Annotated in this window: 24 protein-coding genes and 1 pseudogene; 16 read left to right on the top strand and 9 right to left on the bottom strand. The window is 41.5% G+C overall.

Going from position 1 to position 25,103, the window contains the following annotated elements:
* Positions 1-122 precede the first annotated feature (122 nt).
* The 6 genes and pseudogenes from WA1_RS07450 to msrA all read right to left on the bottom strand — a co-directional run bounded on the left by WA1_RS07450 (position 123) and on the right by msrA (position 6,566).
* A complete protein-coding gene (locus WA1_RS07450; RefSeq protein WP_017749407.1) occupies positions 123-1,889 on the bottom strand; it encodes a Rieske (2Fe-2S) protein in 1,767 nt (588 codons plus the stop codon).
* A gap of 48 nt (positions 1,890-1,937) precedes the next feature.
* Positions 1,938-2,393: a DMT family transporter gene (locus tag WA1_RS07445; protein ID WP_017749408.1), complete on the bottom strand. Its 456-nt coding sequence runs from the start codon at positions 2,391-2,393 to the stop codon at positions 1,938-1,940.
* Between the two features lie 574 nt (positions 2,394-2,967).
* A complete protein-coding gene (locus WA1_RS54775; protein WP_148662648.1) occupies positions 2,968-3,150 on the bottom strand; it encodes a hypothetical protein in 183 nt (60 codons plus the stop codon).
* Positions 3,151-3,741: 591 nt separating this feature from the next.
* Positions 3,742-5,407 (bottom strand): annotated as a pseudogene (locus tag WA1_RS07440) (IS1182 family transposase).
* 213 nt (positions 5,408-5,620) lie between these two features.
* A complete protein-coding gene (locus tag WA1_RS56730; RefSeq protein ID WP_158516608.1) occupies positions 5,621-5,770 on the bottom strand; it encodes a hypothetical protein in 150 nt (49 codons plus the stop codon).
* Between the two features lie 334 nt (positions 5,771-6,104).
* Complete coding sequence (msrA, locus tag WA1_RS07435) at positions 6,105-6,566, bottom strand: peptide-methionine (S)-S-oxide reductase MsrA (protein WP_017747939.1); 462 nt, start codon at positions 6,564-6,566, stop codon at positions 6,105-6,107.
* Positions 6,567-6,738: 172 nt separating this feature from the next.
* Here msrA and WA1_RS56725 point away from each other — a divergent pair, with 172 nt between their 5' ends.
* The 13 genes from WA1_RS56725 to WA1_RS54765 all read left to right on the top strand — a co-directional run bounded on the left by WA1_RS56725 (position 6,739) and on the right by WA1_RS54765 (position 18,108).
* On the top strand, positions 6,739-6,915 hold the full coding sequence (locus WA1_RS56725; protein WP_158516607.1) for a hypothetical protein: 177 nt from the start codon (positions 6,739-6,741) through the stop codon (positions 6,913-6,915).
* Positions 6,916-7,147: 232 nt separating this feature from the next.
* Positions 7,148-7,513, top strand: coding sequence for a hypothetical protein (locus WA1_RS07430; RefSeq protein WP_017747938.1), 366 nt, complete (start codon positions 7,148-7,150; stop codon positions 7,511-7,513).
* Positions 7,514-7,586: 73 nt separating this feature from the next.
* The gene (locus tag WA1_RS07425; RefSeq protein WP_017747937.1) at positions 7,587-7,928 is read left to right on the top strand and encodes a hypothetical protein; all 342 of its coding nucleotides are present in this window, start codon (positions 7,587-7,589) and stop codon (positions 7,926-7,928) included.
* Between the two features lie 452 nt (positions 7,929-8,380).
* Positions 8,381-8,563: a hypothetical protein gene (locus WA1_RS07420; protein WP_017747936.1), complete on the top strand. Its 183-nt coding sequence runs from the start codon at positions 8,381-8,383 to the stop codon at positions 8,561-8,563.
* A complete protein-coding gene (locus WA1_RS07415; RefSeq protein WP_148662647.1) occupies positions 8,511-9,188 on the top strand; it encodes an effector-associated domain EAD1-containing protein in 678 nt (225 codons plus the stop codon). The genes WA1_RS07420 and WA1_RS07415 overlap by 53 nt, the downstream gene beginning before the upstream one ends.
* Positions 9,189-9,433: 245 nt before the next feature.
* A complete protein-coding gene (locus tag WA1_RS07410) occupies positions 9,434-10,465 on the top strand; it encodes a hypothetical protein (RefSeq protein WP_017747934.1) in 1,032 nt (343 codons plus the stop codon).
* Between the two features lie 59 nt (positions 10,466-10,524).
* Complete coding sequence (locus WA1_RS07405; protein WP_017747933.1) at positions 10,525-11,493, top strand: AAA family ATPase; 969 nt, start codon at positions 10,525-10,527, stop codon at positions 11,491-11,493.
* 41 nt (positions 11,494-11,534) lie between these two features.
* Entirely contained in the window at positions 11,535-12,611 is a 1,077-nt protein-coding gene (locus WA1_RS07400; RefSeq protein ID WP_017747932.1) for a hypothetical protein, read from the top strand.
* A gap of 11 nt (positions 12,612-12,622) precedes the next feature.
* Positions 12,623-14,662, top strand: coding sequence for an SUMF1/EgtB/PvdO family nonheme iron enzyme (locus WA1_RS54770; protein WP_017747931.1), 2,040 nt, complete (start codon positions 12,623-12,625; stop codon positions 14,660-14,662).
* A 430-nt stretch (positions 14,663-15,092) separates the two neighbouring features.
* Positions 15,093-15,743, top strand: a complete 651-nt coding sequence (locus tag WA1_RS07390) for a helix-turn-helix transcriptional regulator (RefSeq protein ID WP_017747930.1) — start codon at positions 15,093-15,095, stop codon at positions 15,741-15,743.
* A gap of 161 nt (positions 15,744-15,904) precedes the next feature.
* Complete coding sequence (locus WA1_RS07385; protein ID WP_017747929.1) at positions 15,905-16,636, top strand: class I SAM-dependent methyltransferase; 732 nt, start codon at positions 15,905-15,907, stop codon at positions 16,634-16,636.
* Positions 16,637-16,683: 47 nt separating this feature from the next.
* Entirely contained in the window at positions 16,684-17,379 is a 696-nt protein-coding gene (locus WA1_RS07380; RefSeq protein ID WP_017747928.1) for a haloacid dehalogenase type II, read from the top strand.
* Between the two features lie 453 nt (positions 17,380-17,832).
* A complete protein-coding gene (locus tag WA1_RS54765; RefSeq protein WP_148662646.1) occupies positions 17,833-18,108 on the top strand; it encodes a hypothetical protein in 276 nt (91 codons plus the stop codon).
* 106 nt (positions 18,109-18,214) lie between these two features.
* On the opposite strand, the gene WA1_RS07375 is transcribed toward WA1_RS54765, so the two are convergent.
* Both WA1_RS07375 and WA1_RS07370 read right to left on the bottom strand, forming a co-directional pair.
* Positions 18,215-19,246: a YihY/virulence factor BrkB family protein gene (locus WA1_RS07375; RefSeq protein ID WP_017747927.1), complete on the bottom strand. Its 1,032-nt coding sequence runs from the start codon at positions 19,244-19,246 to the stop codon at positions 18,215-18,217.
* Between the two features lie 334 nt (positions 19,247-19,580).
* A complete protein-coding gene (locus WA1_RS07370) occupies positions 19,581-19,850 on the bottom strand; it encodes a hypothetical protein (RefSeq protein ID WP_017747926.1) in 270 nt (89 codons plus the stop codon).
* Between the two features lie 1,143 nt (positions 19,851-20,993).
* On the opposite strand from WA1_RS07370, the gene WA1_RS07365 reads away from it, so the two are divergent.
* Complete coding sequence (locus WA1_RS07365; RefSeq protein ID WP_017747924.1) at positions 20,994-21,512, top strand: pentapeptide repeat-containing protein; 519 nt, start codon at positions 20,994-20,996, stop codon at positions 21,510-21,512.
* 180 nt (positions 21,513-21,692) lie between these two features.
* Here WA1_RS07365 and WA1_RS07360 read toward each other — a convergent pair whose 3' ends face one another.
* The gene (locus WA1_RS07360; protein WP_017747923.1) at positions 21,693-22,406 is read right to left on the bottom strand and encodes an SDR family NAD(P)-dependent oxidoreductase; all 714 of its coding nucleotides are present in this window, start codon (positions 22,404-22,406) and stop codon (positions 21,693-21,695) included.
* 734 nt (positions 22,407-23,140) lie between these two features.
* Here WA1_RS07360 and WA1_RS07355 point away from each other — a divergent pair.
* Together WA1_RS07355 and WA1_RS07350 are read left to right on the top strand one after the other, a co-directional pair.
* Positions 23,141-23,740: a GUN4 domain-containing protein gene (locus WA1_RS07355; RefSeq protein WP_017747922.1), complete on the top strand. Its 600-nt coding sequence runs from the start codon at positions 23,141-23,143 to the stop codon at positions 23,738-23,740.
* Between the two features lie 125 nt (positions 23,741-23,865).
* Complete coding sequence (locus tag WA1_RS07350) at positions 23,866-25,095, top strand: efflux RND transporter periplasmic adaptor subunit (RefSeq protein WP_017747921.1); 1,230 nt, start codon at positions 23,866-23,868, stop codon at positions 25,093-25,095.
* The last annotated feature ends 8 nt before the right edge of the window (positions 25,096-25,103 follow it).

Below are 25,103 nucleotides of genomic sequence, written 5' to 3'. Positions count from 1 at the left end.
GTGAGTTATATTATGTCCGCTTAATTACTTATAATTCCCAAATTTACCCCACCCGCCCCTGCTTGCTGACGGGCGAGGACGCCCGTACCACAAGAGATTTTTGGAGACTTTTTTATTAAATCCTACTCCTTATCTTCAAACAAACGATCGCCTTTGTGCAACCGATGCGCCATTTGATAGGTTTGGGCTTGCGATCGCATTGTCGGTGAGTGTGCTGCTAAATACCTAGAGGCGGCTATAAGTACGTGAATACCAGCAGGAGTTTGCCCCAATAAAGAATACTGTCGGAAAGCCGCTTCTATTTCCTGAATCACGTGGAAATCTCGATTTTCTCGCAGCATTAATTTACCAAGCACTGCCATCAACCGTTCTGGTTTGCCGCTACTATACAGGTAATGAGCAACTAACCGACCAACTTCGTTGACTTGCTGTTGCCGATCTAACAACTCCGGTAGTTGTTTGAGCAATTCCTCTGGATTTTCTACTGAGTCTTTAGGCTCTGGGAGTCGGGCTGGTGGGACGTTCAAAAAACGGTTGAGATATACGCTCATTGCTGCATCAAACACGCCTCGAAGTAACTCAAATGAAGACACACGCCGCAATCCTTGATGAACGGCATTGGCAAAGGTAAAGGGATGGTGGGCTGTGTCCCAGTCTCCAAAATCGTTATTGGTATTAAATCGGGCAACACGCAGGGCTGCAGCATAAGTGACAACACTTGCTAATTGCTCCTCAGTGCAACCTTCTCGCAAAGCTGTTAACAATGCATCGGCTATTGCTTGGGCATTTTCACCCAAAAGAATAGGAATCAACTGTTCTTGATTTGACCAACTTCCCTGTTGGAGTTGTCCTTCCTTTAAAGCAGCAGGCAACTGGTCAAATGCAGATTCCAAAATGGCTACCAAATCCACTGGATAACGCCAGGAATTTGACTCTTCCATGCGAGTCGCGTTTGCTAAGCCGGAAATCAAACTCGCTAAAACTTTCTCCGCTCCATGCCAATTTACAGCATCCAGCGCTTCTAATGCTTTATTTATAAAGTCAAGCGTGTGACCGACATCAATATAACGATGGTCAGTTGCTGCCGCAAATAACATATCTGCTATCTGCTTTTTCTCTGCACCCATACGGATTGCAGATATGACACAACGTTCTGCTGCTTCACTATCCCGCCGTTCAATGAATTGGCGGAACCAGTTTTTGAGGGTAGTCAGGTCAACACTGGAATTGGGTAATGGATGAACCACAAAGTGAGGCGGCGCACCTCCACTATCACGGGCTACTGCTGAAAGTCCTTGATAAAGGGCGAGGGGTCGATCTTCTGCGTCTAAGTAGGGTAATAAGTTTATCATGCAGGTGTGCATGGTTAAGCCCGTACTCCAACCTTCTTTGTTGTAACGAGTGCCAAATTCCAATCCAAGTCGGAAGGGTTCAGTAGAATTTGCCCCCATATCTAACAAAGCTATCACAGATTTGGCAATGACAAGGGAAATGCCTTGTTCCAATCCATCTTGAAGCCGTTGGCGTTGATGAACTGTAGGATCGACTTGGGGAGACAAATTGACCCACACTTCACCATCCCGAATTTCTACAGGAAAGGCACGGACATCATCTGCCCAAGAATCAAATGTTCCACCGCTTGCCAAATCAAAGCGAGCATAGTGCCAAGGACAAGTCACGATTCCATCTTTGCAAGTACTCCCATGAAGGGGAAAACCCATGTGGGGACAGCGGTTATCGATCGCATAAATCTTGTTGTCTGAGTAGAAAAGTGCGATCGCGTGCTTTTCTATATGAATCAGCACGCTACCTGTTGCTTGAACATCTGCAACAGAAGCAGCTCGAACGTAACGATCTTTACTTGTTGTGGTGTCAAATGTTTGTGTCATAGCCGTTTTATGGTAATAATAACTAAGCTTCCAAAATCCAAAATCGTACTACTTTTTAGCAGCAGCAACCAAAGAAACCCCAATAATCACGAACATGATGCCTGCAATACGTAATGGGCTAGCTGGATATCTAGTCAACCCAATCGCACCATAATGATCCAGAAAAAGCGCTGCAATCATCTGTCCGGCAATTGTTAGTGCCAATGTCAGTGCTGCTCCAATTTTAGGTGTGGCAAAAATAGTTGACCAGACATAGAGAGTTCCCAAACAACCCCCTACCCACATCCACCAAGAGGTTTGAGATAGTAAAGCCCAACTAGGACTTGGATAGCGGGCAAAGAAACAAATAGCAAGCGATGCAAGAGTGCCAGCAAGATATGAAATAAAAGTGACTTGCATTGGTTGACCAACATAACGTCTCAGAAGAGTGTTAAGAGCAACCTGAACAGGTAACACAGCGCCACCAATAAGTGCTGCTGCTAAGTAAAGACTTCTATCATTCATAGCACTGGATAGGGATATGGGAAATTTCATGGCGATCGCGTGACCAGCCAGTCCAGGAAACAGAACTATCCTACTGGTAGTTCTTTTCTAAAGATTTTTCTTTATAAATTCAGTTTAAACAACTAGATGGACTTTGTAAAGAGTTTTCTTTATTTTTTATTGAGGGGTTATAAACTGTAAATTGAAACCGATACACCTTTACCCAAAGCTTGACTTTTTAGGGATATTGAGGTATTATGTTCAGACGCTTGATTAGTGCGGGATGCAAAAGCTTACTTGGTGTGAAAACCTTGAAACACTTAGCACAAACTAATTGTTAAAAACTGAATACATTTTTAAGTCTCGTACTGAATTAATTTCAGTATCTCTAACTGGGGATTAGTGGTCAAGGAACCTAAGCCATGGGGCAAGGGAACCAAGCCAAATGGCACTTCTAGTTGAGCGAACTTATACCGTAGAGTTGGGTTTGTACAGATTTATCTACTTGTGGGTAGCTTTGTCCAAACTTTTAGAAGCGGTAACAAGATCCCCGACTTCTCGAAGGATACTGTTGGCGAATGGGGGGTCAGACCCCCTATGTGGAATCAGAATCTAGAATCAGAATGGGAGCAACTGCTATAAAGTGCGGGCGTGCCCTCTTGACAAAAACATCTTTTATCTGACTGATGCGATGGTGGTATGGGGGATGTGCGCTCAACCCCATGCGGTAAACAGGCGATCGGACATCACCCAATCCGGTAAACAGGCGATCGGACATCACCCAATCCGGTAAACAGGCGATCGGATATCACCCAATCCGGTAAACAGGCGATGCCATTTGAAAAGCAATAGCCATGAATGAAATGGTTTCAAATCGGGAAACCCTTGTTTAGCAAGAGATACAAGTTTTAGTGCCGACCGGAGCGAGCGCACGGTGTGGCTCTGCATACTGGGGAGTGTATTCGGGAATTCTGGCTCCTGTCCTCTGCCCTGTACCGGGTTCGTTGGGTTTAAGACCCCCAACTCATGTGAAGGTAGGTGGCTACCGTTGAGGAGGGGGTATTACTTTTCATATCAAGTTCGGCTAATTGCCCATAATAAAAATTTCTCCCTTGTCCCCGTGTCTCCGTGTCTCCGCGTCAGTCCCAACTATGGGTATGCAACCGGACATGATATCATTGGGCAGCCCACAAAACGTCGGCATTACCAACTAGGCAATTGAAATTAGACCAAACAGGTATGAATGTCTGAATGTTTTCATTGCTGAATTAAATGAGAAAAAATTGGGTTTGGCGTGATTTTTTCAATAGTTTGATTTATGTAATCAGCTAATTTTTTGGTGCTGATGGAATTTCTGGTCAGTGATAAATTAAGCCAGTTCAGCACGCAGGGCCGCAAATGAACTTTTGCGAGTCAAAGCTTTAGTTGGACGAATTGACCAAGCAAAAAAACGAGCTAAATTAATTGCACAAGCAGTGGCGATATGCTGTAGATGTGTTTTCACTAGTCCATAATATCGAGTCCGACGCAAATCAAATCGAACAATGCCTTGAGAGATCGTACCCTCAACACCAGCGCGACGTGCGTAGCGGCGCTGAAACTCTGGAGTTTGTTGTTGTTGGCGACGCTCCGCAACGTGCATCAAATTCCGCACGCGGTCGCAACTTAATTTTTCGCGGCGCAGTTTTAGCATTGGTACAATCACTTCTCATTGGGCATTTCTCACAAGTCTTACGGTCAAAGACAACTTCAATTAAGGGATTGTGATTGCAATCACGAGTTGGACGCCAAATGCGACTGCTTGAACCCATTGGACATTGAACAACTTGTTTGTCCCAATCAATGATAAAGGCACTCACATCAAAACCCGTGTTTAATTTGGCTTGCCACGACCTATTCATAGCCACAGGACCAACAACAGAAATTTGATAATTTTCATGGCTTTCTACTAATTGGTAAGCATCCACATAAGCCGCGTCCACATAATGCTCTTGTGGGAGCAAATCTTTGGCAGCCAGTTGCTCATGAACTACCGAAGTTACTTCCCCATCTGGAGTGGTAGCAGTTGTCGTCACTACATTAGTGATGAAATTTGGGGTCTCCTCATCACAAGTTTCTGTGAAATGAACTTTATATCCTGTCCAATTGATATCTCGCTTGCTACTATTACGTGCGTCTATATCATAGGGGGATTCTATACAAATCGAATTCGGTGGCAATCCGATTTTGTCAGGATTTCGCCAGACTAATCCACTGGTATTAAATGTATACTGCTGAATCCATATCTGTCTTAAGATTTCTACACTTTCGAGTTGCTGCAATTCTCTTTTTTCGCTTGAGCCAAACCAAATTTTTTGCAGTAAATAATGCCCATCAAATCCTATTTTTAGCGCTAACTCCTCCCGCTCACTTTGACTTTTTGGTAATCGATAATTATCAAATCTCCAGCTATAATGCTCAAACCATCTCTCACTAATAATCAGAGTTAACCATTCTGGCTCTACCGCCGCAATTTCGTTGAGCGCGGCTCTCAATGCTTCTCCCACTAACTCTAACCTATTAACTTGACGTATTGTTGCTAACACTTGAGTTGAGTCTGTTCGTTGCTTACCACGCTGCTTGATGAGTTTTTTTTCTTGAAACCTCACCAACATTAAATCCAACAGTTTGTTCGATAATCCATGCTCACATAATCGGCGGCGAAACTCGCTCAAAACGCTACAATCAAATCCCGAATCTGTTAACTCTAACCCCAACACATATTTCCAATCTATCCGACTTCTGACTGCATCTGCGGCTTGACGATCTGTTAATCCCTCTGTAAATTGCATCACCGTCACCAAGGCTAACTTTCCTGGTGATATTGCTGATTGACCACACACCGCCGGAAATAGCTCTTGAAACTCTCTATCAGAGTAGATACTTCCGATCTCATCATACATATGCATATACATATTACCCTTGGGGAACGATGCACGTGCTACTTGCACTGTTTGTTGTGGTATCTCCCATTGATTTTTTGGATGCAGTACCATACTCAGACCTCACCACTGACTTCTGTTGTCATCTTTTCATTCTGACTTTTCAAAGGACACGAATGGAAGTCAAAACCCCCTGATTCTCTCATCAAAGTCCATAACCCCATATTTCTTCACCAATGTAGTTTCCACAGCAGCCCACCCTTTGTGGGCTGCCTTTTTCAAAGGGCATCGCCTGTTTACCAGGTTAGGTGATGTTCGATCGCCTGTTTACCGGGTGAGGTGATGTTCGATCGCCTGTTTACCGGGTGAGGTGATGTTCGATCGCCTGTTTACCGCATGGGGTTGAGCGCACATCCCCCATACCACCATCGCATCAGTCAGATAAAAGATGTTTTTGTCAAGAGGGCACGCCCGCACTTTATAGCAGTTGCTCCCATTCTGATTCTAGATTCTGATTCCACATAGGGGGTCTGACCCCCCATTCGCCAACAGTATCCTCGAAGAAGTCGGGGATCTGACCAACTTAGTAAAAATACATAGTGAATTCAGGCTAAGTCGTGTAAAATACAAAAAAAAGCCCGCTTTGTGGGCGGGATATCTTAAGAAAATCACACTTTGAAAAGTAGCAAAAAAAAATAAGGATTTTCTGAGGTTTTACCATCAACTTATTGAATACCTTGCTGTGGCAGTATGTACAATGCTGCGGGTTTTTTGGTCTGTCAGTCAAATTTCCAGTCATGTAAAGACGCTTTCATTCAGCGCGTCCCTTTTTCTCAAGATACTGCTGATGCTCTGGAGTCGCTAAGTAATATTCACCTGCAGGAACAATCTCCGTTACTATATCCTTATCAAATCTGCTTGACTGCTGTTGCTTTGCCTTTGAGTGTTTCGCAGTTTCTTCTTGTTGAGCATTGTAAAAAAAGATAACAGACCTGTACTGTTCACCTCGATCTGGTCCTTGACGGTTAAGTGTTGTAGGGTCGTGAATATTCCAAAATATCTCTAGCAGCTCGTCGTAACTCACCTGTTGCGGGTCATACTCTACCTGTACGACCTCAGCGTGACCTGTTATTCTTGATAACACGTCCAGATACAAAGGGTTGGGAAAATGACCCCCCATGTAGCCAACTGAGGTTGAGACAACACCTTTTACCTTACGAAATGCCGCTTCTACACCCCAAAAACAACCAGCACCAAACGTTGCCAAATCCATTGCATCCCAAATTGGTATTGAGTTCTGTAAGTATTTTAACAAATAGTTCCACCAGCACTCCACTTGTAATTACCCTTGAGCCAACCACGCGTACCAGCCCGCATAGTCAGTAAATAACAGAATGCAGTCTTAACTTCGTTTATCATCGCTTCACCGATAGAACGTAGAAGCTATGGCTGCAGGAAAAAATAAGTCTGTTGAAAATATGTTGCTATTGTTGGTAACTCTCGTACTGGTCGCAGCAATATTCAGCCAAATTCACAAACAGACCAAATGTTATATTGGTGACCCAAATTGTGACCCTAAGGCAATTGAATGGCTTTCCTTTCCATCCGATCGCACAAGGTAAATGTCAAGAGCAGTTCTAGAGCGTCACTACAGTAGTCAAAAAGAAGGCAAAAACCCTGGTTTCTTTGTAAAGACTAGCCATGCTTAGTCTGTACGCATACGAGATATCAAGCTCGATCGCAGACAGAAACCGGGTTTTCCTCTGACTCCAGGTTTCAAATTTTATGTAATTATACTCTATTAATTACTTAAATAATGTGCCATATTTTATTTAAAATTTACTGAACGAGTTTATGCAAAAGTTTTTATTAATAATATTTCTAACAACTACAGGACTATTTTATATATGTATAAATTACTCACTTCCAGCCTTAGCATCAGTTGCTTGCCAATCAGGTACAGCCAGTTATCATTCTAATAACTCACTTGCGGAATGTATTTTAAGCAGAAATACAGAAATACGGGTCAATAATAGCTACTTCTTTTGCAAAGAAGGACAGCCTATTGATTTTACAGAGAAGGGTATTTTTAACGGTTGCGTTCTTTCTGAGTCAATAGAAATCCGAAGAACAGGTGAGGTTGAGACTTGTCCTATCAATGCTAAAGTTTCTTTTTCAATAAGTGAAGATGGTAATCAATCAATTGTATGTGAAGTCTAGCTCGCCGATAAAGTAGTTAAGCGGGTTTTTGAGATTATAAATTTGTTTTTGAATCAACTACAACGAGGAAATTATGAATATTATAGATGCGTGTAAGCTGAGTCGAGAAATAAGTCAAGATGCCGAGAAATTGTTTAATGATAGTCGGTACAAAATCAAGCAGTATGTAGGTGAAGTCATTGTATACGACTTTAGTCATGTTGCTTGGAAAGTCAAAATTTGCTCTCCTGAAACATGGGGATGCTACTTAAAAGTTTCACATTTCAATAGTCAGCAATTAAGATTATCTGTTAATAGTTATAAATTGTACTTAAAAGTGAGTGCTGATGAATGGGAAGTATTTTATCGGTTAGCTAATGGTGTAGAAAATGTTCGCGATCGCGCCCAAGTTATTTTAAACAGACTGGTTGAATAACTACGATTTTTGATAAATGGTTGAACCTATTTAAAAATAAGAGTTTCTAGGCTGCTGCGTAGCCTGAGAAACCCGGTTTCTTCGAGAAACCGGGGTTCTTGATTTTACGTTTTTTGATGTTAACCTAAATTCGTATTGGCTCAAGAAATTGGGAGAGCACAGAAAAAAAAGTGAACAAGGTACACGCAACGTCATAAAATATGACACATGACACAAAAACTTCTTATCTGTTCGGAATGGGCAATGGCAATTGTGTAGAAAAGACTTGGAGCCAAAAAAGCTTCTATCGCAGTCCGTGCATCAAAACTGAGAAACCGGGTTTCTAAAGTCTCGCTTTTTCAGCTTGTGCGGTTTATTTAGTTTTATCAAATATTTATTATGAACCTAACTTACTACACTTATCGCAAAGGATTGAGTTACTCCCAATTGTTCAACAAGCTTACCCTGAAGCTATGGATGCTGTGTTAGCTCAAAAACCCCTCATTTTTCACTTCATTGGTCATGGTCGTTTAGAAAATCAAAACAACCAAGAAGTTGGGCAAATTGCTTTTTTAGACGATTTGGATGAAGCGATGTGGGTAGATGCGGACTACTTTAGCGATCGCTTTGAGTGCAACACAATATCGGACACATGATTTTGCTACACCTGTTATCTTCATGCGCGTACCTAATGGTCAATTATTTCAAGCAGAAGAGAAGACACAACCTCCGATACCTATCCCTGACCCTGTAAAGGTAAAAATTATGAATTTAGTAGGTACACAAAAGAAACAGTTTGGTGAGGCTTTAATTGATGCTTTCCCTAGAAAGAATGATTTAGAGATGATGCTAAGCTATGAGTTGGATTGGAATTTAAACCAAATAGTTTGTGGTAGTAACTATAAAGAAATTGTGTTTGAACTTATTCAATGGGCTGAAGCTCGAGGAAAAATAAAAGAACTGTTACAAACAGCAAAAAAAGCTAATCCGGGAAATCCCCAATTACAAAATTTTAGTTTGAGTTCTGCGGATAATTTGGACACGACAACACATTCAGAGATAAGACTATCTCCAAAACCTCCAGAAAGTCCTGAAAAGATAAGAAGACAAATGCTTGAGAAGCAATATCAAGCATTGGAAAAGCAATACCAAGAATTAAGTCAGCAGTTAAGTTTTACAATTAATGCAGGCGATCGCGTTCAATTAGATATGCAACTTGAGGATGTCTATCAGCGTCTGAAGAAACTCAGCGATGAGTTGGGTAGCTTGTCAGATTTCTAAGAAACCCGGTTTCTTTGAGAAACCGGGTTTCTAAACACCGAGTTAGCGAATCAACAATGATATCTAGAGAGCCAGTACAGTATTCAAAAAGGAGGCAAAAAACTCGGGTTCTCTCTATCGGAAAGCTTGATATCTCGTATGCTCAACTCGACGAAACCGGGTTTTTGTGATTACTGCTCTAGTAACTAGGGTCAATTTCCCAATTTTCACTGCACTAGCCAATCATTTTACTTTATATTAGACAAATGCAAACACTTCGTTCTCCTGATGAGTTAAAGCGAGAAGAACTTGAAAAACAATATCAAGCATTGGAAAAGCAATACCAAGAATTAAGTCAGCAGTTAAGTTTTACAATTAATGCAGGCGATCGCGTTCAATTAGATATGCAACTTGAGGATGTCTATCAGCGTATTCAAAAAATCAATGATGAAATCAAGCAATTAGAGCCTTCTCAACCTGACTACAACCAATATGATAAACATTGGCAAGACAAACTACATTGTATTGACTTTTCTGAGGCAAGAAAAGATTTTAAAGATATTATAGATAAGTTAAGAAATATAGAAAAAGCAGCCTTTTTTTTGTTACAAGATAGTTTTGCAATGCAAGGAAGGCTATGTGTTAGATGTATTTTAGAAGAGTTAAATATGACCAATATTCCACTGAAACGTTATGAGCCTATTGGCTTTTTAAAACCTCAAGATGTAAATCCAAATCTTTTTTTAAGCCGATTAGGTGAACAACTAAAGATAAAACCTTTAGCTGACATAGAAAAATATTCTCAACTAGTTATCGAAACAATTTGTAATTCATATATTGAGTCAAGTATTATTTTTCTAGAATTAAATATAAGTCAAACAGATAATAAATTGCCGGACTTCTTTAATTGGCTTATTAAGGATTTTTGGTCTTTATTACTTGGCGAAATTTCAAAAATCAAGAATCAAAAATTCATTAATTTAAGGGTAGTCATTGTTATGACTTTAGACGATCAAGTATCAAAAGAAATTTTACTAGAATATAAGACGACAAAACAAAAATTTAGTTGTGAGAAAATTTTTGAATTAAAGTTAAAAAAATGGAAACAAGAGGAAATTGAAAACTGGTTACTTGACCATTCTAGGTTAACCGCTTTTATAAGATCTGAAGATATAAAGCAAGATATAGAGCAGATTGCTAAATTTGTATATAAACATAGTAAAGGCAAACCTTCAGAAGCGTCTGTTGCACTTATGGGACAACTGACAAGAGCCTTAGGGGGATCGACAAAAATGTAAAATATAGAAACCGGGTTTCTCACTGGCGGCTCTATTAAACTTAAAAAAATCTTAAATATATGACACAAGACAGCAAACTCATATTTCAAGGAACTCCAGAGAACAGACCTAAAAATGCCCATAAAGAATCTCCCCAGACGGCTGAACCATATGTTGCTGATGCAAAGCTAAAAAAAGCAGTCAATTTAGCTATTTATCTCAGGCGACCTTTATTATTAGAGGGGGAAGCAGGATGTGGCAAAACCAAGTTGGCTCGTGCAGTAGCATATGAACTAGGATTGCCTTTTTACCGTTGGAATATACGCTCTACAACTAAAGCTAGTGAGGGATTATATGAATATGATGCCATCTTGAGGTTGCAAGATGTACAGATAAAGGATGTGGAGAACAATTCGACAGGTAAAGCGCAAAGTTCTAAACGCGATCCCAGCGATCCCAAATGCTACCGAAAATTTGGACCCTTAGGTAAAGCGTTCCAAAGTCCTCAACCAGCAATCGTGTTGATTGACGAAATTGATAAAGCCGACTTAGACTTTCCTAACGATTTGTTGACAGTTTTAGATGACCCGTGGGAGTTTGAAATTCCCCAAACCCAGGAAACGATCGAAGCCGAGCATACACCAATTATTATTGTTACCAGCAATAAAGAAAAAGGTAATCTTCCTGCTCCTTTCTTACGGCGCTGTATCTACTACTTTATAGAGTTTCCCAAAGATGTAGAAAGTTTACAGACAATCGTTAAGGCTCACTATCAGATGTCGCCAGAAGTGGAAACTCCGCCTGAAAATTTGGTTGAAACCGCCGCGAAACAGTTTTTAAAATTGCGTGAGACAGGAGGATTATTAAAAAACCCCGGAACTAGCGAATTTTTGGACTGGTTGCAAGCTTTGGCAAAGTTTGAGAACCCATACCCGGTAGAACTTCTTAAAAAAGAGTATCAAGACAACCGCACTCCTTACCGAGAACTGTTATTTAAACTGAGGGCTGATTGGCAGAAATATCAGCCAGCCCAAGAACCAGCTGCATAAGTTATCATGCATGATGTTTCTCCTCGCCATTGCCGATTCCTATGAATGAACTTGACCCCGAAATTAAACTGAGTCAGTTATTTATCCACCTGCACAACGAAGGGTTTAACTTGGGTATAGGTGAATACTTAGCTGCTAAAGAAGCCTTGAGAGGGGGATGGGGTGGTTCAGAACTAGGGGACACCCTCAAGCTATTATGGTGTAAGACTCGTGAACAGCAGGTTCAATTCGAGACGATTTGGGAATCTTTGACTCCACAGTCAAACAAACCTCTTCCTAAATCAGAAACTTTAAACAACCCGTCTCCAAAAAAACCTTCAGACTTCAAAAAAGAATCATCGCCTCTGGCTTCCCCCCAAACACCTAACCCTGTACCGTTGCAACCTGCACCATCAAAATTGTCTCCACTGCCAGTACAAGCACCAATGACAACCGCAGCACAACAACAGGCAGAAGAAATAACTGAAATTCAAAATTACTGGCCTGTATCCCGACGCTCAATGATTTACACTTGGCGGTATCTGCGCCGCCCCGAACCCGATGGTCCTCAAGATGTGCTGGATATAGAAACGACAGTGGAACAAACAGCACAACAGGGATTTTTTTTGGCTCCGGTTTACCAACGCCGTGAGTGTAACCATGCCCACCTGCTACTGCTCGTCGATCAAAATGGCTCGATGGTTCCCTTCCACCGTTTTACCCGTGATTTGGTGGAAACAGCTTTGTATGAAAGCACTATCCAAAACGTTGGCGTGTTCTATTTTCGGAATGTTCCGGCTTCTGTTGTTTATCGGGATGCACACATGACTTTGCCTATCTTTTTAAAAGATGTGCTAGCAGAATGTGACAGTGATACTAGCGTGCTGATTGTTAGCGATGCAGGCGCAGCACGAGGCTATAGTCGCTGGGAACGCATCCGTCCTACAACAGATGTTTTGTTCAAAATTAGACAGTGGACGAATCTGATTGCTTGGTTAAACCCCATGCCTAAAGATCGCTGGGAGGACACTTCGGCTAAGATGATTGCTCTGCTGGTTCCCATGTTCCCAATGGATCGTGAAGGACTTAGCAATGCTATAGACATTGTACGGGGTCAACCACTTCAATCTTATTTATAGGGAGAAAGAAAGTGAGTTTAGATGATACTTGGGAACAACAACGAGCACAACAGATGGTAGAGCGATTCGTGAGTCGTTTTCAACCGTCCTATAAGCGATTAGCGTATTATGCTGCACTACCTTTGCTATTAACACCAGAACTACTGAACTTTCTCCGGATTCAGTTTCTCCGTAGCGACAATGTGCCTTGGGTAGCTGAAGTAGACCTGTTACTTTCCGATTTATGCTCTCAGGTAGGGTATGAACTATACGCAATGGATACGGCGGTTCGGGCTTACTTGCTAAAGGAAATGAAACAGGAATTGGGTGAAAAGCCGATGCAAGATGTGGCTCGCGTGTTGATTAGTTATGTACGTCATCTGAATAAAACCAACCCATTTATCAGTTCGCAAGAGTTGCAGGTACAGCGTTGGGCTGCAATGGCGTATCTGGATGACAAACGACAAGAGGTAGTGAGTGAGATTTTTCAGGAGTTTCAAAATGTTCTGGAAATGGATCATTCTGGAGCGAGCCTGCGACTGGTAAATGGATCAGAATTGGCACGCATATTACAGATTACACAAGAATTATCACCCCAGTTAAGCGCTTATCCTAACCTTATAGATTATGCAAGCATTATCAGTGGTATTATAGCGAAATCAGCAACTGTAGCCTCTCAAGAATTAGAACAACATCTCATAGCTTTAAACTCTATTACCCAGCTACAAACTGGAGATATTATTGCTTTAAAAGCAGATAATGGCAAATATTTAAATCTAGCTACTAGTAATAGCTATCAAAATCTCAATACTATTGAAGTGGAAAAAGATGTCCTTGATAGAGAATGTTATTTCAAATTAATATTTTTACAGAATAAAAGAATTGCCTTGATGGCAAACAATGACAAGTATTGGAGTAATCTTGAAAATCCCATTATCGCTACACACAACTCTATTGAAAGTACTTCTCTGTTCATAGTAACATTTTTAGATAACGGAAAAATTTGCTTGAAGACAGAAAATGGTAAATATTTAAGCAGAATCAATTATGGTGGTGTTTCTGGTTACAATCAAATTGAAGCTGTCAAAGATTCTCTGGATATATTTTGTGAATTTGAAGTTATTAAAATAGCTTTGCAGGAGATAAGTCAATCTCAAGAAACCCAACCTCAAGAAACCGGGTTTCTACTACCACCACTTCAACCTTTTGTATTTGATGTAGCGACAGTAGAGGTGGTAAAACCGTCAGGACGGCGTAAGAAACCTCAAATAAAGATCGCTCGCCACCCCGGTCAAGCTCAATTCTTTACAGAATATCTCCCTGACAGCGTTACTTTAGAAATGGTGTCAATTCCCGGCGGTTCTTTTCTCATGGGTTCACCGGAAACGGAAGAGGAACGTTCTGAAAGAGAAGGACCCCAACACGAGGTTACCCTTCAACCGTTTTTTATGGGCAAATATCCCATTACCCAAGCACAATGGCGAGCGATCGCAGCGTTACCGCAAGTGAATCGAGAACTCGATCCCGATCCTTCTGGATTCAAAGGAGGCGATCGACCAGTAGAAAATGTAAGTTGGTATGATGCAGTTGAGTTTTGTGATAGACTATCTATACATACTAAACGTAACTACCAACTGCCAAGTGAGGCAGAGTGGGAGTATGCTTGCCGTGCAGGTACGACGACACCGTTCCACTTTGGCGAAACGATTACGCCTGAGTTAGCGAACTATGACGGCAACTATTCTTACGGCTCTGCCCCAAAAGGTAAATATCGCAAACAAACAACGCCTATTGGCAGCTTTCAAGTAGCAAATGCCTTCGGATTGTTTGATATGCACGGTAATGTTTGGGAATGGTGTGCTGATATAAAGCACGACAATTATGAGGGTGCTCCTTCTAACAGTACTTCTTGGCAATTAACTGTTGATAATGATAATCGGATGCTTCGTGGCGGTTCCTGGATCTACAATCCGAGGAATTGCCGTTCGGCGTTTCGCAGCGACGGTCATCCGGACTACAGGTACGACAACGCCGGGTTTCGGGTGGTGCTTTCCGGGGCGAGAACTTTATAATTCTTTACACTTTTCCCTCTAACCCTTTTCTCTATTCTTTTTTCTTACCGTTTTCCGCCGCAGGCGGATCGATTTTTTTTTCAAATATGGTACGACTAAATATAGTATGCAGGAAATATCGAATTTTGTCAACCAAAGCGGCGGTGAAATGTAGAGAAAAACGAGTGTTTGTAACACCTAGGGACTTCCAAATAAAAAAGTCTTCAAAGATCTCTTGTGGTACGGGCGTCCCCGCCCGTCACTAGTATAGAACGGGCGGGGACGCCCGTACCACAACCACAAGATTAGACATCTCCGACAAAGAATATAAAAACCTTGTACAGTCAGGGTCGATACCTCATTTCTGGAGATATCTATTGGTGAATTTTTTCTTGGAAATCCCTTAAACAAGTTGGTTGACTTTCTAAAGATTTTTCTTTAGATTAGTCTTATGAAGAGTGAATCATCCAATAAATCAGCCACTATCCGCACCCGACGGGCTATTTTGAAATTGCTCAAGCAAGAGGGACCAATGGACGCTCATGCTTTAGCCTCCTACTTAAAGGTAACAGCCATGGCGGTACGCCAGCACCTATATGCATTGCAGGAAGAAAACCTAGTCACCTACGAAGAAGAACAGCGCTCAATGGGGCGACCTGCGAAAATATGGCAGTTAACTTCTGCTGCGAATCATCTGTTTCCAGAGGGCTATGCAGAGTTGACTGTCAGTCTGCTTCATTCCATGACAGAAGCTTTTGGTGAAGAAGGGCTTGAGCGTTTGCTGGAAATTAGAACTCGCCAACAAATGGCAGATTATCAAGCGCAAGTACCGCGTGATGGATCTCTCCAAGAACGGGTAGAAGCCTTAGCTGCAAAACGAACTGATGAAGGATACATGGCTGAAGTTCAACAAGAGGAAGATGGTTCGTTTTTACTTGTTGAAAATCACTGTCCTATTTGTGCTGCGGCGACTGCTTGTACGGGGCTTTGTCGCAAGGAACTAGAAATGTTCCAAACTGTTTTGGGTGAGAATGCTATTGTTGAAAGAACTGAGCATATCGTTACAGGTGGGCGGCGCTGTGTTTATCGCATTTCGACCTAGGCGATCGCACTCAAGCTAAGAAACCCGGTTTCTGGAAGAAACCGGGTTTCTGAAGTCCCTCAAAGTCTTTGTTGCAAAAATTTACAGATAGGACATAGAATTTTGAAAAACCCGAAACGCTAACTGGTAGCCTTATTTGTAGCAAATAGGGGGGCAGTCTTATGAGTCTAGATAGCATACAGGGGAACAAAGCATTTAATGACTATGAAGCATTTGCAGAAGCATATGTCAGCCGTACTGAGTCCAATGCTTATAATGCTTATTATGAAAGACCTGCTATGTTCTCCCTGTTACCAGAAGTGAGATATAAGCGAGTCTTAGATGCAGGCTGTGCGGGCGGAGTGTATGCAGAATGGTTGGTAAATCGCGGTGCTGATGTTGTTGCAATTGATATCAGCAATAAGATGGTAGACTTAACAAGACAAAGACTCCAAAATCGCGCTCAAGTTTACCAAGCCGATTTAAACCAACCCCTCACTTTTTTGCGTAGCAATTCCTTTGATATTGTCCTGAGTTCCTTAACCCTTCACTACATTCAAGATTGGGAAAGCGTTTTTAGGGAGTTTCACCGCATTCTATCACCCAAAGGATTGCTACAGTTTTCCACACATCACCCCTTTATGGATTTTCTTTTTTTTGAAAAGGAAAACTACTTTGCGACGGAGTTACTAGAAGATTCTTGGGAAGGGTACGGCGGTAAACCAGTGTGCGTGCGTTTTTATCGCCGTCCACTCAGCGTAATGACTTCTGCACTTACCAATACAGGGTTTGTTATGGAGCAAATTATTGAGCCACATCCAACAGAGGAGTGCAAACGGCTTTACCCCGAAGCTTATGAAAGGTTGACGACAAAACCGGGTTTTCTCATCTTTCGTGCTCATAAGCAAATGTAATACCAAATCCAAAATCCAAAATCCAAAATCCAAAATCCAAAATCCCAATGATTGATTTGAATCAGTACGAAGTCTTAACTTTTGATTGCTATGGAACTCTCATTGATTGGGAGACAGGAGTGATAGAAGCACTGCAACCTGTTCTGGATGCACATCAAATTCAACTAAGTGAGAATGGAATTCTGGAATTGTTTGCACGTTTTGAATCTCAACTCGAACAGGGAGAGTATCGCAAGTACAAAGATATTCTCCAGGGAGTTATGCAAAAGTTTGGCGAACAGTTCGGCTTTACACCTTCTGCTGAGGAGTTAACCGCGCTAGCTGACTCTGTTAAATACTGGCTACCCTTCCCAGATACTGTTGAAGCCCTCAAAATTCTGAAACAGCGATTGAAATTGGCAATTATCTCTAATGTCGATGATGACTTGTTTGCCTTTACAGCTAAACATTTACAAGTTGAGTTTGATTCAGTCATCACAGCCGAACAGGTGGAAAGCTACAAGCCCTATGAGCAAAACTTTCAAGTTGCGATCGCCCGAATTGGCATCCCTTCTACAAAAATTCTACACGTTGCTTGTAGCATTTACCATGACATTGTTCCTGCGAAGTCTTTAGGGCTATCGACAGTTTGGGTGAATCGCAGATTCGGGAAAGAAGGTTTGGGTGCGACTGTACCTGCTGTAAGTAACCCAGATTTAGAAGTGCCCAATTTAAAAACTTTGGCTGAAATGATACAACTCTAACAACATCAAAGAATACCACTATCTTGTTAAAACAAGTCCTTAAGCCAAAACAGCAAAAACACTGATTTAATTTTTCCCATTTTAGGTGTAAACTTAGATACACACATTAGCAAGGAGTGGTGCTGCTCTGGCAATTGCCAGAGCTTCTTTCTTTGAGCGCCGTACAGCAGTTTTCACCTAAATTAACCACATCGTTGGTAGGGGCGCAAGGCCTTGCGCCCCTACGGCTGTGGTCTATTTACCTGAAAATGGCTGTAGTGAAAAATTGCTTCTCCACAACTTCCTCACTTTCATTCTCTAACTTTAGATAGTAACCTCACCTTCCAAAGTTCTTGCTTTGAACGCAACTTTGGTATGGTTTCATTTATTTTGTTTTTTATACCATTAGTATTGAATTTTGTCAATTTAATTTGACAGACTTAAATATTAAGAAAGCTAACATAGGGTGCAAGTATGAGTGACTACGAATTCGACAATCATTTTTGGTCTGCCCATATAGTTTGCAGCAATCCATCAGATTTGCCAAAGCCAAATAAAAATCGTTCTCAAATAGTTATAGGGCTTTTGACATTACTTTGTATATCTATATCGATACCTTTGATATTCCAGATTCTTGTTGTCTTAACAAATACCAGTAAAGAAATAAGTGTTACGGCTCCTACTGTTTCTAATGAGAAAATGTCAGAGCGAGAACACTTTCTTTTCTACCGCTTTTCACAGCAGCAGTAAGTATTTATATCATTGCGATGCATACATTCGCGTTCGCGTAGCGTGCCGACGCAGGAGGCATAGTGTACCGCAGGACAGCACAACTACGAACAAGTTATTTCAATTCTTAGCGGTCTTTTCTCCTTTTTATACGCTTAGATGGTGTGATACTTCGCAAGAACTTATTAGCTAATTTAGACAGTGATTTGCGATCGCTAGGGGATTTTCTGGTTAGTACTTGTGTATTGCCTTGAGATTTTAATCCTTGATTGCGGCGATCGCTTTCAGTCAGAGGAATAGCGTTGTCAGTCGGAACAATACGGGAACCATATTTTCTCGCATAAACTTGGGTAAATTCAGCACCAAAAAAGAGAATTTGAGCTGCATAGTTAACCCAAGCTAAAATCACAACTAATGAACCAGCCGCACCATAGGTTGAGCCAAAACTACCGTTTCCTAAGTACTGTCCTAAAAGATATCTACCAATGGAAAAGAGCAGTGAGGTAAGAGCAGCACCAATTAAAACGTCATTCCAGGTTATTTTAACATCTGGCAAAACTTTAAAAATGAGTCCGAATAATACAGTGGTGATAACAAAACCAAGAATGAAATTAATGACTTGCCAAATAAAATCAACGCCTGGTAACAAATTACTGAAGTAACCTACTATACCTGCTAGGACTGCACTCAGGACTAAGGAAACAAGCAGTAAAAATCCGATGGCTACCACCATTGCAAACGACGCAAAGCGTTGTCTAACCATAGTTTTTACAGCACGTCCTGGTTTTGGCTGCACTTCCCAAATGGTATTGAGGGAATCTTGTAATTCGTTAAATAAACCAGTAGCGCCAAATAGGAGAACAACGATACTAATCAGAGAAGCGATAGTCCCAGCTTGAGGCTGGCTGGCATTTTCTATGGCTGTTTGAATAACTTCTGCGCCAGATTGACCAATTAAACCTTGAAGTTGTTCTCTAATTGCTCCCCTGGCTGCATCTTCGCCAAATACTGCTCCTGCGATCGCAATCACAATAATGAGCAATGGAGCAATAGAAAAAATTGTGTAATAAGATAGGGCTGCTGCTAATCTAGACGCCTTATCGTTACTCCATTCTTTATACGTTTCTTGGAGCAGCCCCCAAATTTCCTTCCAATTCATCTATGAGTCTCCTGAGATATGATGAGTGCTTACCTCCCGAATTAATTGATACCGTATATTATATGGTGATCGCATCTTTCTCAAGGTGTTGCTACAGCGTCCTTGAGATAGAATTTATTGATAGGTGATTTCCATATCGTAGGGGTGCGGTGGTCTTGCGCCCCTACAAATGTTCGCTTTAGCGCTGTAGCGCTAAAGCGAACTACGAATCTAAAAGCATCTTACATTTAATGTATTGGAGCTACTTAGCATTCATTAGCCTGCTTTTTCATTCTGGGCATGGATGGCTATCAAGAATTAAAAAAATTCTGATAGGGCTGACACTTTGTTTCAACTATGGTGCTTTTCCGCCGCTAATAACAAGCAGATCCTGAAGATTAATCAGGCTTTGTGCGCTGTCAGGACCTGTTATGTTGAAGCCGCCAGCCCCGAATGTCTGACTCAATGATTCGCTTAGAGTAGCACTTAATAAACCGAGCAAAGATAGTACGCCTCCTTCGACGCCCCACATTTCCCGATCGGTCAGTTCATCGAGGAAGCTTTCCGAATCTTGAAACAACTCAGCGCCAATAGGATTCAGCTCGGTAATTTTGATGCTTGCCATTTATTCACCCTGACGAATTAATCTAGTTTTTTTGCCTCTAAAAAATTACCAAGTTTAAATTAGATAATTCAAGCCATTGAAACTAGCTTATTTAGAACTATCTCAAGAAGTTATTTCTCGACTTTCAAAAATCAAGGTTGAGAGTCAAGGGTAAAGGGGAAAAGAATTTTACTTATTTTTTCACTCATAGCAGGTGGTGCATCGCTCGTGGGGCTAATCTTAAGAAAAATCTTCCTCATTGTTCATAAAAGCTTTGCTAGAAAAGTATTCTAGAATGTGTTCTCTGAGAGAAATAAGTATATAACTTTGTTCTCTTTTTTCCAACAAAACTTCCTGTTGAGTAAAGACCCCCACACCCAATACTGCAAAAATCATCTTTAGAATATACCTACTTCAGCCCAATAACCTCCAGCCTTAACGCTCGTAAGGAGAAAGAAGGAAGAAGGAAGTTGTATCCCCATCAATAAATTGAGGGGATTTTCAGAGTGAAAAACCTTTATGAATCCATCAATAAATTGAGGGGTTACGTGAAAGTCAGACAAAGTGGACAAGCCTTCCTGGGATTGTAAGCCAGAATACAGATTGCCCTTGTTGTTTATAAGGCTTGTCCACTTTGTCAGGGATTAATGCAGGGGCTTTTGACCCATTTGTCAGAAGAAAGAGAGTTAGACTTTGAGATATAAACGAAAATCCCAACCTTCTTCCCTCTTTCCTCTTCCTTCTTCCTTATTTTGGTAATGCAGTTGCGAGGTGTTGGGATTTTCGTGTTGCAAGCAGCAAATTTGACAAGAAAAACAAGATTTTCCCGTATTTATTTGTAATAAAAGATACTATGCAATAACCGAGATGGGATATTGGTAGAAACATCCGCGCAAAGTGCGATCGCTATAGATCCCCCATACTCTTTAATATACGGGCGTCCCCGCCCGTACCACAAGAGCATAGCGTGGTTCATTTATTTGAAAACTGCTGCAAGCTGTCACGATTGTATACAGGCGATCTCTCTATCAAAAAGATACTTTTAATCACTTTTAATTATAAATTTGAATAAAAATAATGTTTGATTTTATCGAATGACTTTTCTAAAGTGGTGAATGAGAAGTTTAGTAGTGGCTTGTATAAACTAAAGCCTTGGAAGGAAAAATGAATAAATCCAATTCCCAAAAATTAACAAACTGGTTTGTAACAGCAGTCTTTCTAGTACTTGTAGTCACCTTTTCATTATTCGATCAGCCAAGTGCTAGCGCTCAAACACTAACACCAACTACAACTACACAAACTACACCAGCACCAGTCACATCTGTAGCAGCAAACGTTAGACATTTACTAGAAACCAACGAATGTGTAGGGTGCAATCTAATTGGAGCAACGCTGAAAGATGCAAACCTGCAAGCAGCCAACTTAGAAAATGCAAACCTGCAAAATGCTGACTTAGAAAGAGCAAATTTACAAGGAACTAACTTGCAAGGCGCAAACCTGCAAGGTGCAGATTTAGGGAAGGCAAACATAATGGGCGCAAACTTAGCGAGCGCGAACTTATTTGATGCGGACTTAGAGAAGGCAAATTTAACAGATGCGAATATATTGGGCGCAAACCTCCAAGGAGCCGATTTAGAAGACGCGGTGAGACCCCAAGGCTTTGCTATTCAGTCATTAAGGTAGACATAATATCAATTATTATACCAATCCATCTAATTACTGAAAGCGATCGCAATACTGCAAGGGATACGATAATTGAAGTGTCAGAACCCCGGTTTCTTTAAGAAACCGGGGTTCTAATTTCTGCTGAGGAGAGTAGTATTGAAAGTGATTGGACGGATTTACTGGTACTGATTAATAGTCCTAACAATAAGAAATTTCTTGCCGATCGCGAAAATACTTACCACTCTGGCTCAATGAAGCTTTTGTCGCCAGCCAAATAGCAGTATCCGCGCCTTGTTCTGGTGACCTGGGAGCAGAAGCACCACCCATATCAGTTCTCACCCAACCGGGACACATAGCGTAAACAGCAATTCTTTTTAATCTTAAAGCTTCAGAGAGCATAATAGTAGCACCGTTGAGTGCTAATTTAGATAAGCAATAACTCGGTACTTCTGCGGAAAGACCGCCGATCTCTCCATATCCACTTGATACATTAATAATTCTTGCACTGGATGATTTTTTTAATAAAGGCAAGAAGGCTTGAACGATAATAATGGGACTCAAAGTGTTGCTGTTGATAGTGCGCTCCAGCAAATCGCGAGAAATGTTGAGAATATTCACACCTTCATCTGGATAAATAGCAGCGTTGTTGACGAGCACGTCTAAATGGTTGATTTGTTGGGATAACTCTTGAACAGAGTGGTGAATTGAGCGATCGTCCGTGACTTCAAGAACAACAGGTCTGACGTTGGATGGTGAAGATAATTTTTCAGCAGCATCTTGTGCTTTGGAGAGCGAACGCGCTGCTAGAATCACTTCAAATCCTGCATTGAGCAATCCCTTGCAGATGGCAAATCCAATACCTTTATTACCACCCGTTACAAGTGCGTATTTTTTCTCAGGTTTTGCGTTCATGACGATTGTCCTATCAGACGTTCTTGGAATTGTTACATGACGACGATCGCTTCACTAATTATGGTTTTTTGAGAATAGACTATTTCACACAGATTGTCTTGTACATTCTTGCGATAAAAAGTATATTCTTGCTGTTAGTTTTTTATGTCAGAGATTCATGACAAATTAAACAACTGTAAATAAAGAAAAAGCAGAAAATCGTCTCTAACGCGTGAAATACAAGCTATGAGTTCGGTTATGGCAATTTAAAGAAGCAGTCACTTCAACTTTCACTGAGAGTAGATGCTTTTGAGCAAATTCGTGTCAAGATATCCTCAATGGCACAAAAGTCAAAACCTTGGGAGGTAACAACATCAGAACTCCGTTCACTAACAAATCTATAGCTCCCGCTCGTACCAAACCTCAAGAATGCTTGGCTAAGCCTCTGCTTGAAGATTAATTTATAGCAAGCAACTCTAGAGCGTACTATAGTAGGACTTACGCACGCTCTACAAAATCTTGGCGCTCTTGGCGTCTTGGCGGTTCAATAAATTAGGGTTTCTGGCAATTTTTGCGTCAGTCCTGTATAGATGGAGTTAGTTATTATAATAATGAAATGTAGCTTTCTTAGCATTACTAAATGTTACGGCTGCAATTAACTCAGCACTTTAAAGAGTGCAAACTCGTCCCCTCGAAAACAAATTACACAGCATTTGTAAGTCAAGTTGAACATCTCCCTTTCTGAGAGGAATTCAATGTCTAATGAAGTGCATGAATCAGAAGTCACGACTCGCTTAAGTGCGATAGAAGTGCAGCTACAGCAATTCAATCAGCTGTTATCAAATATTAGCGATCGCATTGCTAAATCGGAAGATAATTTCCTACTAGTTGCCGATCTCCACAAATACAAAAAGCTACAAGAACTGTTAATAGCAGGAAACTTTAGAGAAGCCGACTGGGAGACTATTCGAGTTATCCAGGCAATAACGGGAGAACCCGAATTGGGAGACATCACTCCAGATGACATGAGGCAATTTCCCTGTGATGAACTGCGAGTGATAGACAACTTGTGGATAAAATACAGTCAAGCTCGCTTTGGTTTCAGCGTACAAATACAAATTTACCAAAGCGTTGGTGGTTCGCTTGAGACCACCATTAATCAAGATAATAAAATGATTGAGCGCTTCGGTGAGCGTGTGGGATGGCGTGAGGATAATCAATGGAAAAAGTGCGATGATTTGGATTATACCTTAGCTGCGCCAATTGGTTGTCATCCTTCACGGTGGTGGAATTCTCCTTTTGGTTCAAAAATGACCAATTATTTCTTCAATCGCTTGCTAGTTTGTAGTATCTAACAGTGACCAGTGACCAGTGACCAGTGACCAAAATAAGGGATACGTAACTGGTTATTTGGAATTTAAAGACTTGCTTTGACTCATAACTCCCTTTACCTCAGTTGAAATTCTTTTGAGGTCAGAATATGCCTAAAAAAGCCGACACTCTATTCGCTTGTAAAGTTTTATTTCCAGTCCTTCTTGCTTCCGTCTTCACTAGCGCCTGCAGTCAGGACAAACCCAAAGCCACAGCGAGCGAACCCCAACCAATCCCAGTTAAATTGCAGTCATTGCAGCCAACTACACTGCAAGATGTTTCGGAATTTGTGGGTAGGTTAGAAGCCCAGCAAAGAATCTCGTTGCGACCAGAGATCCAAGGTCGGATAGAATCGATTCCCGTCTCGTCAGGCGATCGCGTCGAACAAGGAACGCCAATTGTGCGGCTGCGACCAGATCGCACCGAACCAGAATTACTGAGTGCTATGGCTAGAGTTAACTCAGTCAAATCCGCTTACATGACAGCCCGAGCGCAACTGAAAGCCGCAGAAGCACAAAGACTTAGGGATGCAGCAGAAGTAGACCTTCAAAAAGTTGAGTTCCAAAGGGCGCAGAAGTTAGTTGCTGAAGGAGTCCAGGCAAAACAGCAGTTAGACATTGCTCAAAGAAACTTGAATACATCACTAGCGACTCTCCGCGCCACTGAGGAGCAGGTAGGCGCAGCCAAAGCCAGTGTCAATCAAGCAGAAGCTAACGTTAGACAATCTGAGGCGGAGACAGCTTCTGCTCGCGTGTCTCTCCAGTTCAAACAGGTACTAGCACCGATTACCGGGGAAGTAGGCGACTTTCCGGTTAAGGTAGGAGACGTTGTTAGCATCGGTCAAACCCTGACCACGATTACTCAAAATGACAATCTTTACTTGCGACTTTCAATCCCCAGCAACCGCTCTTCAGAACTACGACAGGGGTTATCGGTAGAGCTTTTAGATGCCAAAACAAGAAAACGCTTAAGCAGTGGAAGTATCAACTTTATCTCACCAGAAGTAGAAACAGGTGCTCAAGCTATTTTAACCAAAGCGCGCTTTTCCAACTCAGGCAACAGTTTACGAGAAGGACAGTTTGTCCGCGCCAGAGTTATTTGGAACAAACGTTCGGGTATTTTGCTTCCCACAGTAGCTGTATCCAACCTTGGAGCGCAGAGCTTTGTCTTTGTAGCTCAGAAAACAGGTTCAAAACAGACTGTGCGACGTCAACCAGTCAAACTAGGAGCTATTCAAGGTCAAAGTTACCAAGTGGTTGATGGCGTCAAGCCAGGTGACCAAATCGCAGTCACCCAAATTCTTACCTTAAGGGATGGCACTCCGATCAGTGACCAGTGAGCAGTGAC

Source organism: Scytonema hofmannii PCC 7110 (assembly GCF_000346485.2).
GTDB classification, from domain to species: Bacteria; Cyanobacteriota; Cyanobacteriia; order Cyanobacteriales; family Nostocaceae; genus Scytonema; species Scytonema hofmannii.
Note: the sequence above shows the minus strand (reverse complement) of the source record. Positions and strands in the feature narration are given on the sequence as shown.